A 12,725-nucleotide genomic window follows, 5' to 3' on the forward strand; every position below is an offset into this window, starting at 1 on the left:
TCCCCTGTCGTCCTTTTGCGTCACTTTGCCTTTATGCGCCGAAGCCTTCAAGCGTCCCGATCATGTTGCCCGACCAGGCTGTCCACCGGTGGGACGCGGGTATCGCTTTCCATCTGCGCATCGTGCTCCAGCTGATGGCTGAAGCGCTCCAGCGAACCCTGTGCCGGCTGGGCGTCACTGGCGAATACCGGCGGGCTCATCATGTAGGCGGTAAGCAGGCGGCTTAAGGCCTTGAGGCTGTCGATATGGGTGCGTTCATAGCCATGGGTGGCGTCGCAGCCGAACGCCAGTAGCGCGGTGCGGATGTCATGGCCGGCGGTGACCGCCGATTGCGCGTCGCTGTGGTAGTAGCGAAACAGGTCGCGGCGTACCGGTACTTCCTGTTCGGCCGCCAGGCGCAGCAACTGGCGTGACAGGTGATAGTCATAGGGGCCACCGGAGTCCTGCATGGCCACGCTGACGGCGTGCTCGCTGGACTGCTGGCCTGGCGCGACCGGAGCGATGTCGATGCCGACGAACTCACTGACATCCCAGGGCAGGGCGGCAGCAGCGCCGGAGCCGACCTCTTCGGTGATGGTGAATAGCGGGTGGCAGTCGATCATCGGTTGCAGACCCTGATCACGAATCGCCTTGAGTGACGCCAGCAGCGCTGCGGCGCCAGCCTTGTCGTCGAGGTGACGGGCGCTGATATGGCCGCTTTCGGAAAACTCCGGCAGCGGATCGAAGGCGACGAAATCACCAACGCAAACGCCCAGTGAATCGCAATCGGCACGGGTGGCGCAGTAGGCGTCCAGACGCAGCTCGACGTGATCCCAACTGATCGGCATGGTGTCGACGGCGGTGTTGAAGGCGTGCCCCGAGGCCATCAGCGGTAGCACGCTGCCGCGAATCACGCCGTTGTCGGTGAACAGGCTGACGCGGCTGCCCTCGGCGAAACGGCTCGACCAGCAGCCCACCGGCGCCAGGCCGAGACGACCGTTGTCCTTGATCTCGCGGACGATGGCGCCAATGGTGTCGAGGTGCACGGAAACGGCACGGTCGAAACGTTCGTACTCGCTCTGGCGCCCGCGCAGGGTGGCGCGGATGGTGCCGCGGCGGGTCAGCTCGAAGGGGATTTCCAGTTCTTCGAGACGCTCGGCGACGTAGCGCACGATAGTGTCGGTGAAACCGGTGGGGCTGGGGATGGCAAGCATCTCCAGCAGCACCTTCTGCATGTAGTCGAGATCGGGTTCGGGTAGTTGTTGCATGCAAGCTCCTCGGCGTTGGGTTTTCCCCTCTCCCGTATGTGGGAGAGGGCCGGGGGAGAAGAGTCAGCTCGGCCTCTGGCTGAGCGGGAACAGCAGATCGACGAAGCGCTCGGCGGTCGGCTGCGGCTCATGGTTGGCCAGGCCAGCGCGCTCGTTGGCTTCGATGAATACGTACTCCGGCTGATCAGCGGCGGGCACCAGCAGGTCGAGGCCAACCACGGGGATTTCCAGGGCGCGCGCAGCCTTGATGGCGGCGTCACGTAGGGCCGGATGGAGGATCGCGGTTACATCCTCCAGGGTACCGCCGGTGTGCAGGTTGGCGGTCTTGCGCACGGCCAGACGCTCACCGGCGGGCAACACGCTGTCGTAGTCGAGGCCGGCACCGTGCAGGGTGCGCAGGGTTTCGGCGTCCTTGGGGATGCGACTTTCGCCGCCGGTGGCGGCCTGGCGCCGACGGCTCTGCGCATCGATCAGCTTGCCGATGCTGTGGCGGCCATCGCCAATGATTTCGGCCGGGCGGCGGATGGCCGCGGCCACCACTTCGTAGCCGATCACCAGCACGCGCAGGTCGTGGCCTTCGTGATAACTCTCCAGCAGCACGCGCTGGTCGAACACGCGGGCACGTTCGATGGCTTCCTGCACCTCGCCCGGCGTACGCAGATCAACTGCCACGCCCTGGCCTTGTTCGCCGTCGACCGGCTTGACCACCACCGAGCCATGCTCGGCGAGAAAGGTGGCATTGTCTTCGGCGCTACCGGCCAGGCGCTGCGCCGGTACACTGAGGTCGGCGCGCGACAGGGCGCGATGAGTCAGGCGCTTGTCCTGGCACAGGGTCATGCTCACGGCGCTGGTCAGGTCGCACAGCGATTCACGGCAACGGATGCGTCGGCCGCCGTGGCTTAGGGTGAACAACCCGGCCTCGGCGTCGTCCACCTGCACTTCGATGCCGCGGCGCAGCGCCTCGTCGACGATGATGCGGGCATAAGGGTTGAGCTCGGCCTGCGGGCCAGGGCCGAGGAACAGCGGCTGGTTGATGCCGTTCTTGCGCTTGAGGCTGAAGGTCTGCAGCTCGCGAAAGCCGAGCTTGGCGTAGAGCTTCTTGGCCTGCTTGTTATCGTGCAGCACCGACAGGTCGAGGTAGCTCAGGCCACGGCTCATGCCGTGTTCGATCAGATGCCGGACCAGCACCTCGCCGACGCCTGGGCGGCTGCATTGCGGGTCGACCGCCAGGCACCAGAGGCTGCTGCCGTTTTCCGGGTCACGGAAGGCGCGTTGGTGGTTGAGGCCCATGACGCTGCCGATCACCGCGCCGCTGTCTTCATCCTCTGCCAGCCAGTAGGTCGGGCCGCCCTCGTTGTAGGGCGTGAGTTTGGCCGGGTCGATCGGCAGCATGCCGCGGGTCTGGTACAGGCAGTTGATCGCCTGCCAGTCGGCATCGTTCTGCGCCCGACGGATACGAAAACCACGGAAGCTGCGACGTGCTGGGCGGTAGTCGGTGAACCACAGGCGCAGGGTGTCGGAGGGGTCGAGGAACAGTTGCTGCGGCGCATGCGCCAGCACCTGATGCGGTGCGGCCACGTAAAGCGCGATATCGCGTTCGCCGGGCTGTTCGCCCAGCAGGGATTCGGCCAGCGCCGTGGCGTCGGGGTAGGTATGGCCGATCAGCAGGCGGCCCCAGCCGCAATGAATGGCTTGCGGTTGACTGGGCTGGCTGGTGTGATCCTCGGCCAGGCGTGCCTGCAGACGCTCGTAGGAGGGTGTCTGGCCGCGCAGCAGGCGTTGATTGAAGGCAGTGGAGCGCATGGAATAGTCCCTGTCCGTGTTCACTACGTCCGGTCTGAGCCGGATCGTCATTGAGTCGCGACAAATCCCGGAGTGCATCCGGGCTACGACCATTGATCCTGCAGGAGCGGCCCGAGGGCCGCTCCACGTGAGTTACAGGCCCTGTTCGCTCAGCCACAGGTTGAGCGCTGCCAGTTGCCACAGCTTGGACCCGCGTAGCGGGGTGAGCTGGCTTTGCGGGTTGGTCAGCAACTGATCGAGCATGGTCGGGTTGAACAGGCCGCGATCCTGGCTGGGGTCGAGCAGCAGGTCGCGCACCCAACCCAGGGTGGCGCCTTCCAGATGCTTGAGGCCCGGTACCGGGAAGTAGCCCTTGGGCCGGTCGATCACCTCGCTGGGGATGACCTTGCGCGCCGCTTCCTTGAGTACATATTTGCCGCCGTCAGGCAGCTTGAACTGCGCGGGAATGCGCGCCGACAGTTCGGCCACGCGATAGTCGAGGAATGGCGTGCGCGCCTCCAGGCCCCAGGCCATGGTCATGTTGTCCACCCGTTTGACCGGGTCGTCGACCAGCATCACCGTGCTGTCCAGGCGCAGCGCCTTGTCTACCGCTGCACTGGCGCCGGGCATGGCGAAGTGTTCGCGCACAAAATCACCAGCCATGTCGCCGGTCAGCCAGGCGGGCTGTACGCAGGCCGCGTATTCGTCGTGCTCGCGGTCGAAGAAGGCGGCGCGGTAGGCGGCGAAGGCATCGTCGGCGCCGTCAACCTGCGGGTACCAGTGATAGCCGGCGAACAGTTCGTCCGCGCCCTGGCCGCTCTGCACCACCTTGCAATGCTTGGCCACTTCGCGCGAGAGCAGGTAGAAGGCGATGCAGTCGTGGCTGACCATCGGCTCGCTCATGGCGCGGAAGGCATTCGGTAGCTGGTCGAGAATCTCGTGCTCGCCGATGCGCAACTGGTGGTGGCGGGTGGCGAAGCGCTGGGCGATCAGGTCCGAATACTGGAACTCGTCGCCGCGCTCGCCGCCGGCATCCTGGAAACCGATGGAGAAGGTCAGCAGGTTTTCCACGCCGGCTTCGCGCAGCAGGCCGACCAGCATGCTCGAGTCGACGCCACCGGAGAGCAGCACGCCGACATCCACGGCCGCGCGCTGACGGATCGCCACGGCTTCGCGCATGGTATGCAGCACTTGGTCGCGCCACTCTTCCAGGCCGTAGCCGGCTTCATCGCCTTGCGGGCCGAATTGCAGCGTCCACCAGGTTTTCTGTTCGATCTTGCCGTCGGCGTCGACGCGCATCCAGGTGGCCGGCGGCAGTTTCTCCACGCCCGCCAGAATGGTGCGTGGTGCTGGGACCACGGCGTGAAAATTCAGGTAATGGTTGAGAGCGACGGCATCCAGCGTCTTGGCGATATCGCCGCCTTGCAGCAGGGCCGGCAGCGACGAGGCGAAGCGCAGGCGCTCACCGGTACGCGACAGATAAAGCGGTTTGACGCCAAGACGGTCGCGGGCGATGAACAGGCTTTGCTTGTCACGCTCCCAGACGGCGAAGGCGAACATGCCGTTGAGCTTGGGCAGCAGGTTCTCGCCCCAGGCGTGATAGCCCTTGAGCAATACCTCGGTGTCACCGCCGGAGAAGAAGCGATAACCCAGCGCCTCCAGTTCGGCACGCAGCTCGGGGTAGTTGTAGATGGCGCCGTTGAACACCATGGACATACCGAGATCGCTGTCGATCATCGGCTGGCCCGAGGCTTCGGCCAGATCCATGATCTTCAGCCGGCGGTGGCCCAGAGCGATGGGGCCCTGGCTGTGGAAGCCGTGGGCATCGGGGCCGCGAGGGGCCAGGTGGTGGGTGATGCGTTCGACTGCCGCCAGGTCCGCGGGGCGTCGATCAAAACGTAGTTCTCCAGCTATTCCGCACATAGTTCCTTACCGGTGTTGCCGTTGGGGAGTGGCTCGTGGTCGAGCCTTTTACACCAAAACAAAATAATGCTTTCATGTCAAAGTTTTGGTTGTTATGAATTGGTGCTTATGACTGATAAAAAAGTTCCTGCTGAAATAGATTTGTCATCTGTCATGGCCTTTGAAATGCCCCTGTTCCAGGCCCTGCGACGCCTGCAGCAGGCGGGGGAGGTGCATGCCAAGCGTCTGGCGCGTTTTGGTGGGCTGACGCCCATGCAGTTGATGGTGCTGCAGGTGCTGGCCAGCGAGACGCGCATGACTGCCAGCGTGCTCAGCAGCCGCGTCAGCCTCACGGCGGCGACGCTTTCCGGTCTGCTCGATCGTCTCGAAGAGCACGGCCTGTTGCAGCGTCAGCGCGATGATCAGGACCGTCGTCGTCAATGGCTGCTGATCAGCGCTGCCGGGCGCGAGTTGATTCAGCAGGCGCCGTCGTTGATGCCGCCGGAATTCAACCAGCGTTTCGCCGCACTGGCCGATTGGGAGCGCCACAGTCTCACTGCCGCGCTGCTGCGCGCGGCCGAGTTGTGCGGGGAGATGGAATGAGGTGGGCGGTGACCCTAATGTCGATCAGATAAGGCTGCCAAAGCGGCCTTTCGTAGGAGCCCCGCCCCGGGGCGAAGCTTTTCAAGTGCGCATCGCCCCGGTTCGCGGCGGGGCGCCGCTCCTACGCATTCGCAGCGGCGACGTTTAACTGACTGGCATTAGGCGGTGCCCCGTCTTTTTCAGAAAAAATTCAAGCAGGGTATTGACTTAGCATCGCCGCCTGCATAAAGTGCGCGCCTCGCTAAGGCACATGGGTGATTAGCTCAGCCGGGAGAGCATCTGCCTTACAAGCAGAGGGTCGGCGGTTCGATCCCGTCATCACCCACCATAGCCTTAGAGAGAAGGACGAAAGTCCACCGACGCGCAGCGGTAGTTCAGTCGGTTAGAATACCGGCCTGTCACGCCGGGGGTCGCGGGTTCGAGTCCCGTCCGCTGCGCCATTATTTCCCAGATCGATGTTTTATCGGTTTGAGATGGCAGAGTCCGCAAGGGCGCCATCAGATGCAATAAAGCTTCAAGAGTTTTCTGGACGAAAGTCCAACCGACACGCAGCGGTAGTTCAGTCGGTTAGAATACCGGCCTGTCACGCCGGGGGTCGCGGGTTCGAGTCCCGTCCGCTGCGCCATATACGAAACCCGCTGATCGCTAGATCAGCGGGTTTTTTATTGGCTGTCGTTTGTGCATCTGCTTCGCTGTGGCAGGTGCTCAGGCAGCGAGCTTTGCGTGCTTGTCATCGCGGCTAAAACCTCTCCTGCGCAGGCAGCGCCTGTTCCTCGTGAGTGTCGATGGCCATTTCACCTGCCCGCGACCTTTCGTCATATTGTCTTCATCCCGCCGTTCTAGCCTGATGGGCATGCATCTTGTTTCGTCGTTGAACGGTTCATGCGGGAGAGTCGAGTAATGGATGATTATCAGGAAGAACTGCTGGAACTGAGCGCCCTTGAGCAGGGCGCAGTGGATGGGGGCGAGGACGCCACCGAGCTGTAACGGGCCATGGGACAGCGGTCAGACGGTTGTGGCTCGCTTTTGTAGCCGGATGCAATCCGGGAGCGGCATCGCCGGCATTTCTGAATTACATCCGAGCGACTTCGCTCAGGGCGACAGGGCGTCCAGCACCTGGCCGATGGCCGTTTCCAGCCCGGCTATGGGGGTGTCCTGGTTGTCTTCGATCAGCACCAGGCGGCTACCGCCATCGCTGATCGCCTTGGCCAGATCGGCTGGCGGCTGGCGCTGGACAAGCACGGCAGCGACGTCGTTGTCCCGCAGGTCGGCGCTCAGTTGCGCCAGGGTTTCTGCCGTCCATTCGGCGTCCTTCGCCACGCTCAGCTCGACAAGGTCGAGGTTGAGGCCGTCGATCAGGTAGTCGAAGTGATCCGACAGGCTGGCCACGCTGAGGTTGTCCAGTTCGGCCAGGCGGCTTTCGCTGGCGGCGCTGAGCTTGAGCAGGCGCTGCTTGAGCGTCGCCAGGTTGGCCTCGATCTGCGGCTTGGCCTCCGGCGCCAGGCGGCCCAGGTCGGCGGCGATCACATCGGCCATGCGCCCCAGGTTGTTGATGTTGAGCCAGGGTTGGCTGGCCAGGGCGTCACCGCCGTCGCTGCGTAGGGCGATGCCGGGCAGGGCGCCGTCCACCGGGCGCGCGCCGTCGACTTCGACGATGCGAATATTGCTGCGCCGTGCCAGCGGGTAGAGCGGGTCGTCCGGCCACAGCGAACGCAGGGCGATCACCGCGTCGGCGTCACGCGAAGCCTTCTCCAGTGCACCCGCGCCGCGGCCGGCGAAATACGAGAGCTGGCGGCTGGCCGGCAGGTTGGCCGGGGCGGCGCGTTGCAGCTGCACGGCGCTGCCGTCAAGCATGTTGGCGCCCAGACCATAGGTGATCGGCAGGCTGGCGAGAATGCGCACGGGCTGTGTTTCGGCGTGCAGCGGGCCGGCGAGCAGGGCGCAGGTGGCGAGGGCGAGGCTCAGGCGTTGCAGGTTCATCCCAGGTTCCCTTTCAGGCTAGGCAGTGTGCCGCGGGCGATGGCGGCGAGGGCGAAGGCGATGCCGGCGACCATGATGATCGCGGCGCCGGAGGGGACCGGCAGCTCCAGGGCGATCGGCAGGAAGATGCCGGCCAGGGTGCTGCACGTGGCGATCAGGACCGACAGCCAGAAGAAGCCTTTCAGCGATTGGCTGAGCAGCCGTGCGGCGGCCGCCGGGATCACCAGCAGGGCGCCGACCAGGATGGCGCCGATGACCTTGACCGCAGCCACGGTAACCAGCGACACCAGCATCACGAACAGGTAGTCCAGCGGCTTCACCGCGACGCCGCGCACGCTGGCCAGTTGCGGGTTGAAGCTGGCCAGCATGATGCGGTTGTACAGCGGCAGCGCCAGGCCCAGCACCAGCAGCGAGACCAGCGCCAGCACGGCGAGGTCCTGGGCGTTGACCGTCAGCACCGAGCCGAACAGCACGTTCTCCAGGATATGGATGTTGATCTTGCCGGCGAGCACCAGCAGCAGGCTGGCGCCGACCGCCAGCGACACCGAGAGGAACACGCCGATCAGGGTGTCCGGCGCCAGGCCGGTGCGGTTGCGCAGGTAGTTGAGCAGGATGCCGAACAGCAGGCAGTAGCCGAACAGGCTGCCGTAGGGGCCGGTGTAGGGTTCGCCGAGCAGGATGCCGATGGCCACGCCGGTCAGCGCGGCGTGGCCGACCGCCTCGGAGAAGAAGGCGAAGCGCTTGACCACCACCTGCGTGCCGAGACCGCCGAGCACCGGGCCGATCAACAGGCCGGCGAGCAGGGCATTGACCACGAAACCGTAGGCCAGAGCCTCGGGTAAATAGCCGGCGCTGGCCCAGGCCTGGATCGCCAGGCGGATGTCTTCGAAACTCATGACGAGGCCTCTTGCTGGCGCGGATGACTGGAGAACAGGTCGAGCAGACGGTCAGGGGTCAGCACCTGCTGTGGCGTATCGTCGAACAGCACGCGGCGGTTGAGCCCGGTGACGCGGTCGGCGAGGCGACCGACGGCCTGCAGGTCGTGCTCGATCCACAGCACCGTGGTGCCGGCCTGGCGCCAGTCGCGCAGCAGTTGCTCGAACACCTGCACGCCGGGCTCGTCCAGCGCCGACATTGGCTCGTCGAGCACCAGCAGCTGCGCCTCGGGCACCAGGCCCTGGGCCAGCAGCACGCGCTGGCGCTCGCCGCCGGACAGCGCGCCCATGCGCCGCTTGCGCTTGTCCAGCATGCCGACCCGTGCCAGCGCCTGTTCGATGGCCGGCGCGTGGCGTCGCGACAGGCCGAGGAAGGCCGGGCGACGCTGGCACATGGCGGCCATGAAATCATCCACCGTCATCGGTAGACCGCGATCGAATTCCAGCGCCTGCGGCACGTAACCGATGGTGCCGGGGCTGGCCGGCCAGTGCAGGCGTAGCTCGCCCTGGTGTGGCATCTGCCCGAGCAGGGTCTTGATCAGCGAGCTCTTGCCACCGCCGTTGGGGCCGACCAGGGCGTGCACGCTGCCGGCGCGCACCTGGAAGCTGACCTTGTCGAGAATCCGCGTGCGGCCGAGGTTGAGATCGATGCCGGTGAATTCGATGCCGGGGCCCTGCAGGCGCGACGGCGCGGTTTCGAGGGCGGTCATACGCCTTCGTCCTGAATGGCGCGTACCACGGTGTCGAGATTGCGGGCCATTTCCTCTTCGTATTTTCCGGCGGTGTACTCGCCATAGGAAATATGCGTCAGCGGGTAGATCTTCACGCCGGACTCACGATGGATGGTGTCGACGTAGCTGGAGGGGAAATCCATCTCGGAAAAGATCACCTGCACGTCCAGTTCCTTGAGCTGGTCGATGGTCTTCTTCAATTGGCTGGGGCTCGGCTCGATGCCGTGGGCCGGTTCGACCACTGCGGTGACTTCCAGGCCGAACTCGCGCAGCAGGTAGTCGTAGGCGGCATGGATGGTGGCCACGCGCAGCTCGCTGCCCTTGGCGTCGGTCAGCTTGCCCAGCGCCTCGGCGCGCAGGCCGCGCAGGCGCTTGCCGTAGGCACGGGCGTTCTGGCTGTAGAACTTGGCGTTGTCCGGGTCGAGCTTGCCGAGTTCGCGGGCGATGTTGTTGATCTGCGCGATGGAGGCGGTGATGGAGAGGAAGGTGTGCGGGTTGACCACCTTGCCGGCGCCGCGTGCGGCCTGGCCGGTGGCGGCGAGCAGGGGCACGCGGGCGTTGGCCTCGATCACGGGGACGTCGGGCTTCTCGCTGACGGCGATCATGCGGTCGGCGAAGTCGTCATGGCCGACGCCGTTGAGCACCACCACGTCGAGGTCGCCGATGCGCTTGATGTCCTCGGCGCGCGGCTCGTAGGCGTGCGGGTTGAAGCCAGCCGGGATCAGCGGCACCACGTCGGCGCGTTCGCCGACGATATTGCTGACGTAGCTGTAGTAGGGGTGCAGGGTAATGCCGATACGCAGGCGGTGGTTGTCGGCACTGGCGAGCACGGGGGCGAGGGCGGCGCCCAGGCTCAGCAGCAGGCTGGCCAGCAGGCGGCGGGAGACGAAGCGAGAGGGCATGGTGGGGTTCCCGATATTCAGTGGCGATGCTGGCGGGTGACGCCGGCGTCGTATTGGCTGGCGACCTGGCGCCAGCCGGCGGCGATCAGGGCATCGGCATGCAGGTTCTGTGGGGCAACGACATCGCTGGAGCGGTTGAGCCAGATGTCGGCATCCGCTGCGCTTGCCAGCAACAGGAAGGAGCCGGCGACGGCGCTGTCGCCGCTCAGACCCTGGTAGGCGTAGTCATCGCCGACATGCAGCAGCTGCCAGACGTGGTGGCCACGGGTGGCGGTGCTGGCGTCGTGGGTAAAAGGCGGAATGCCTTCTTCGGCCAGTTGCTGCGGCTCGGGCAAGGTCTGCTGTTCGTCCCGCAGCATCAGGATCTCGTCGAGGGCCACGACCAATTCGGTATGGATGCCTTGCTCGGCGGCGTTCAGGTCGCGGCGGGCATCGATCTGATGGGCGGCGACGCTTTCTTCCTCGTGGTTCTCGCTGCGCAGGCTGATGACTGTTGCGGCCAGTAGGATGATCGACAGGCTGAGGACGGCTACCCACAGGCTTTCATGCCCAGCGCCGGCCGGGCGTACCACTTGGGTGGTCATTGGCTGGCGATTTCCGTGTGGTCGATTTCCACGACGTGGCCGGGGCCGGCGTCGAACAGTACGTAGAACTCGCCATCCGGACGCTTGAAGCTGAGCCTGGAGTCCTCGCCGAGTTTGCCGGGCACCAGCACCTCTTCTTCGTAGCTGATCACGTCGAGGGTCACGCCGGGGGCGCCACTGCCGTCGGAGAAGCCGCCGGTGCAGATGATTTCGCCGGTGCCGTGCTCCTCGCATTCGCAGATCGGGTTGTGCGCGAGAGCCAGAGGGGACAGGCCGGTACAGAGCATCAGCAGACCGATGCGGGCGCTATGGATCATGGTTTGTCTCCTTGTTGTTTCAGCCAGGCGAGGGTGGCGGGCGAAGCCTCGGCCAGCGGGATGGATGCCTGATGTACTGTGCCGTCCCAGCCCTCGGCGGTGATCCACAACTCGGCGTCTGGCTTGGTGCGTGGCGGTATGGGAATGCTCGTACCCATGCGATAGGGGCTGCCGAAGAACAGTCCGCCGGCAGCGCGCAGGCTGCGCGGCTTGCCGATGCGCAGGTAGACCACCTTGACCTGGCTGATGCACGCCTGGCACAGCGCGGCGTTGAAACTCTTCATATAGCCGGCCGGACCTTCCAGTTGCGGCGGCTGATTGCGGAACTCGGCCAGGCGCAGGCTCCAGGGGCCGACCTGGACTTCGCCGAACTCACGCTCGCCGAGGCCGCTGGCGCCACGAAACAGCGCGACATCCTGGAAATACTTGGGCATGAAGCCCAGGGGGATCAGCACCAGCAGCACATTGAGGTGGAAGCGCCACCTGTACCAGAAACGGCCCAGAGCGGACGGGGCGGGGGCGATTGCGGCCTTGCTCATGGGCGGCTCTCCGAGATTTCACGGGTGGCGACGATCGGGGCCGGCTTGGTGGCGCGTGCCGGCCGCTTGACCGCAGCGACCGTGGCCTGGGCGGTGCGCTTGGTCCAGATCAGCAGGCCGCTGAGCACCATCATGCTCAGCAGCAGGCCGAAGACGAACCACAGCAGCTTGACCCACAGGCCACCGAAGTCGCCGGTGTGCAGCGGCCGCATGGACTCGGTGACGAACTCCAGGCCCGAGCGGTCGCTGAGCAGGCGGGTAGCGTCGATGTCGCCGTTGTAGGGGTTGATCGAGGCGGACTGGAACATCAGCGGATACCAACCGCGGCCCCAGACCGAATAATGGCCGTAGGCATAGCCCGGCAGGCTGACGAAACTTGGCTCCAGGCCCGGGATGACGTCGGTGGCCTTGAGCACGGCGGCGTCCAGGCTGATGCGCGGCACTTCGGCAGCGCTCGGCGCCAGCGGCACTTCCTCGCGCGCCACCACTGGCGGTACGCCTTCGGTGGAGATCGACACGTGGCTATCGCCGAGAATCGCCTGGATCAGGAACCAGATGCCGGTGATGGAAATGACCGCGATGAACCAGATCGACCAGATGCCGGAGAGGCGGTGGAAGTCGCCCCAGAAGATGCGTGCGCCCTGGCCTATGCGCAGGCGTGGGCTGAAGAAGCCCTTCCAGAACTTCTTGTAGACCACCAGGCCGGTGATCAGCGACAGCAGCATCGGCAGGCCCATCAGCGACACCAGGTACCAGCCCCAGCTGTAGCCGTTGGTGAACGGCACCAGCCACCAGCCATGCAGGGCGCGGGTGAACTGGCGGAAGTCGAACTCCGGGCTGACCCCCTGGATCGCCCCGCTATAGGGGTTGACGTACAGCAGCGGCGAGCTGCCGTCGGGATAGCTGACGCGCGCGGTGAGGGCGAAGTGATCTTCGTCCGGGCGGCCGATGGACTGCACGATCAGCTCGGGCTCGGCGCGATTGATCGCTTCCAGTACCTGGCCGAAGCTCAGGCGCTGCGCATCATCGGACGGCTTGCTGGCGCGTACGTCCGGGTTGGCCAGCCAGACGATCTCCTGGCTGACAGTGGCCAGGGTGCCGGTGACACAGATGATCAGCAGGAAGAACCAGACCGGTAGGGCCAGCCAGCTGTGGACGAGAAACCAGAGTCTGGAGCGGGATTTCTTGGACATGTTCGCGGGG

General features: G+C 65.2%; 12 protein-coding genes and 3 tRNA genes. 4 read left to right on the forward strand and 11 right to left on the reverse strand.

Annotation, left to right across the window (positions count from 1 at the left end; genetic code table 11):
- Positions 1 to 47 precede the first annotated feature (47 nt).
- The 3 genes from BLS08_RS09965 to BLS08_RS09975 all read right to left on the reverse strand — a co-directional run bounded on the left by BLS08_RS09965 (position 48) and on the right by BLS08_RS09975 (position 4,952).
- The gene (locus tag BLS08_RS09965; RefSeq protein ID WP_045735192.1) at positions 48 to 1,247 is read right to left on the reverse strand and encodes an osmoprotectant NAGGN system M42 family peptidase; all 1,200 of its coding nucleotides are present in this window, start codon (positions 1,245 to 1,247) and stop codon (positions 48 to 50) included.
- Between the two features lie 63 nt (positions 1,248 to 1,310).
- Positions 1,311 to 3,050: an N-acetylglutaminylglutamine synthetase gene (gene ngg, locus BLS08_RS09970; protein ID WP_021489746.1), complete on the reverse strand. Its 1,740-nt coding sequence runs from the start codon at positions 3,048 to 3,050 to the stop codon at positions 1,311 to 1,313.
- 132 nt (positions 3,051 to 3,182) lie between these two features.
- Entirely contained in the window at positions 3,183 to 4,952 is a 1,770-nt protein-coding gene (locus tag BLS08_RS09975; RefSeq protein ID WP_055986576.1) for an N-acetylglutaminylglutamine amidotransferase, read from the reverse strand.
- A 108-nt stretch (positions 4,953 to 5,060) separates the two neighbouring features.
- On the opposite strand from BLS08_RS09975, the gene BLS08_RS09980 reads away from it, so the two are divergent.
- The 4 genes from BLS08_RS09980 to BLS08_RS09995 all read left to right on the forward strand — a co-directional run bounded on the left by BLS08_RS09980 (position 5,061) and on the right by BLS08_RS09995 (position 6,159).
- Complete coding sequence (locus tag BLS08_RS09980; protein ID WP_045735195.1) at positions 5,061 to 5,534, forward strand: MarR family winged helix-turn-helix transcriptional regulator; 474 nt, start codon at positions 5,061 to 5,063, stop codon at positions 5,532 to 5,534.
- A gap of 252 nt (positions 5,535 to 5,786) precedes the next feature.
- A tRNA-Val gene (locus BLS08_RS09985) sits at positions 5,787 to 5,862 on the forward strand.
- A gap of 35 nt (positions 5,863 to 5,897) precedes the next feature.
- Positions 5,898 to 5,974 (forward strand) — tRNA-Asp (locus BLS08_RS09990).
- Between the two features lie 108 nt (positions 5,975 to 6,082).
- A tRNA-Asp gene (locus tag BLS08_RS09995) sits at positions 6,083 to 6,159 on the forward strand.
- Positions 6,160 to 6,626: 467 nt separating this feature from the next.
- Here the strand turns inward: BLS08_RS09995 and BLS08_RS10000 are convergent.
- The 8 genes from BLS08_RS10000 to BLS08_RS10035 are packed head-to-tail and all read right to left on the reverse strand — an operon-like array spanning position 6,627 to position 12,715.
- Positions 6,627 to 7,514 (reverse strand): metal ABC transporter solute-binding protein, Zn/Mn family, encoded by an 888-nt coding sequence (locus BLS08_RS10000; RefSeq protein ID WP_055986573.1) that lies wholly within the window; start codon positions 7,512 to 7,514, stop codon positions 6,627 to 6,629.
- Positions 7,511 to 8,410, reverse strand: coding sequence for a metal ABC transporter permease (locus tag BLS08_RS10005; protein WP_055986569.1), 900 nt, complete (start codon positions 8,408 to 8,410; stop codon positions 7,511 to 7,513). Before BLS08_RS10005 ends, BLS08_RS10000 begins: the two co-directional genes overlap by 4 nt.
- Complete coding sequence (locus tag BLS08_RS10010; RefSeq protein WP_055986566.1) at positions 8,407 to 9,159, reverse strand: metal ABC transporter ATP-binding protein; 753 nt, start codon at positions 9,157 to 9,159, stop codon at positions 8,407 to 8,409. Before BLS08_RS10010 ends, BLS08_RS10005 begins: the two co-directional genes overlap by 4 nt.
- The gene (locus BLS08_RS10015; RefSeq protein WP_055986563.1) at positions 9,156 to 10,082 is read right to left on the reverse strand and encodes a metal ABC transporter substrate-binding protein; all 927 of its coding nucleotides are present in this window, start codon (positions 10,080 to 10,082) and stop codon (positions 9,156 to 9,158) included. Before BLS08_RS10015 ends, BLS08_RS10010 begins: the two co-directional genes overlap by 4 nt.
- A gap of 17 nt (positions 10,083 to 10,099) precedes the next feature.
- The gene (locus BLS08_RS10020) at positions 10,100 to 10,666 is read right to left on the reverse strand and encodes a DUF6162 family protein (RefSeq protein ID WP_055986560.1); all 567 of its coding nucleotides are present in this window, start codon (positions 10,664 to 10,666) and stop codon (positions 10,100 to 10,102) included.
- The gene (locus BLS08_RS10025; RefSeq protein WP_017679040.1) at positions 10,663 to 10,983 is read right to left on the reverse strand and encodes a hypothetical protein; all 321 of its coding nucleotides are present in this window, start codon (positions 10,981 to 10,983) and stop codon (positions 10,663 to 10,665) included. Before BLS08_RS10025 ends, BLS08_RS10020 begins: the two co-directional genes overlap by 4 nt.
- Positions 10,980 to 11,522, reverse strand: a complete 543-nt coding sequence (locus tag BLS08_RS10030; protein WP_017679041.1) for a hypothetical protein — start codon at positions 11,520 to 11,522, stop codon at positions 10,980 to 10,982. Before BLS08_RS10030 ends, BLS08_RS10025 begins: the two co-directional genes overlap by 4 nt.
- Complete coding sequence (locus tag BLS08_RS10035) at positions 11,519 to 12,715, reverse strand: PepSY-associated TM helix domain-containing protein (protein WP_017679042.1); 1,197 nt, start codon at positions 12,713 to 12,715, stop codon at positions 11,519 to 11,521. Before BLS08_RS10035 ends, BLS08_RS10030 begins: the two co-directional genes overlap by 4 nt.
- Positions 12,716 to 12,725 lie beyond the last annotated feature (10 nt).

The organism is Ectopseudomonas chengduensis (genome assembly GCF_900102635.1).
Lineage (GTDB): Bacteria > Pseudomonadota > Gammaproteobacteria > Pseudomonadales > Pseudomonadaceae > Aquipseudomonas > Aquipseudomonas chengduensis.

Excerpts from the sequence above, each read along its gene's own strand:
- BLS08_RS09975 (WP_055986576.1), bottom strand. The coding sequence starts at position 4,952 with ATGTGCGGAATAGCTGGAGAACTACGTTTTGATCGACGCCCCGCGGAC.
- ngg (WP_021489746.1), bottom strand. The coding sequence starts at position 3,050 with ATGCGCTCCACTGCCTTCAATCAACGCCTGCTGCGCGGCCAGACACCC.
- BLS08_RS10000 (WP_055986573.1), bottom strand. The coding sequence starts at position 7,514 with ATGAACCTGCAACGCCTGAGCCTCGCCCTCGCCACCTGCGCCCTGCTC.
- BLS08_RS10030 (WP_017679041.1), bottom strand. The coding sequence starts at position 11,522 with ATGAGCAAGGCCGCAATCGCCCCCGCCCCGTCCGCTCTGGGCCGTTTC.
- BLS08_RS10025 (WP_017679040.1), bottom strand. The coding sequence starts at position 10,983 with ATGATCCATAGCGCCCGCATCGGTCTGCTGATGCTCTGTACCGGCCTG.
- BLS08_RS10015 (WP_055986563.1), bottom strand. The coding sequence starts at position 10,082 with ATGCCCTCTCGCTTCGTCTCCCGCCGCCTGCTGGCCAGCCTGCTGCTG.
- BLS08_RS09965 (WP_045735192.1), bottom strand. The coding sequence starts at position 1,247 with ATGCAACAACTACCCGAACCCGATCTCGACTACATGCAGAAGGTGCTG.
- BLS08_RS09980 (WP_045735195.1), top strand. The coding sequence starts at position 5,061 with ATGACTGATAAAAAAGTTCCTGCTGAAATAGATTTGTCATCTGTCATG.
- BLS08_RS10020 (WP_055986560.1), bottom strand. The coding sequence starts at position 10,666 with ATGACCACCCAAGTGGTACGCCCGGCCGGCGCTGGGCATGAAAGCCTG.
- BLS08_RS10010 (WP_055986566.1), bottom strand. The coding sequence starts at position 9,159 with ATGACCGCCCTCGAAACCGCGCCGTCGCGCCTGCAGGGCCCCGGCATC.
- BLS08_RS10005 (WP_055986569.1), bottom strand. The coding sequence starts at position 8,410 with ATGAGTTTCGAAGACATCCGCCTGGCGATCCAGGCCTGGGCCAGCGCC.
- BLS08_RS10035 (WP_017679042.1), bottom strand. The coding sequence starts at position 12,715 with ATGTCCAAGAAATCCCGCTCCAGACTCTGGTTTCTCGTCCACAGCTGG.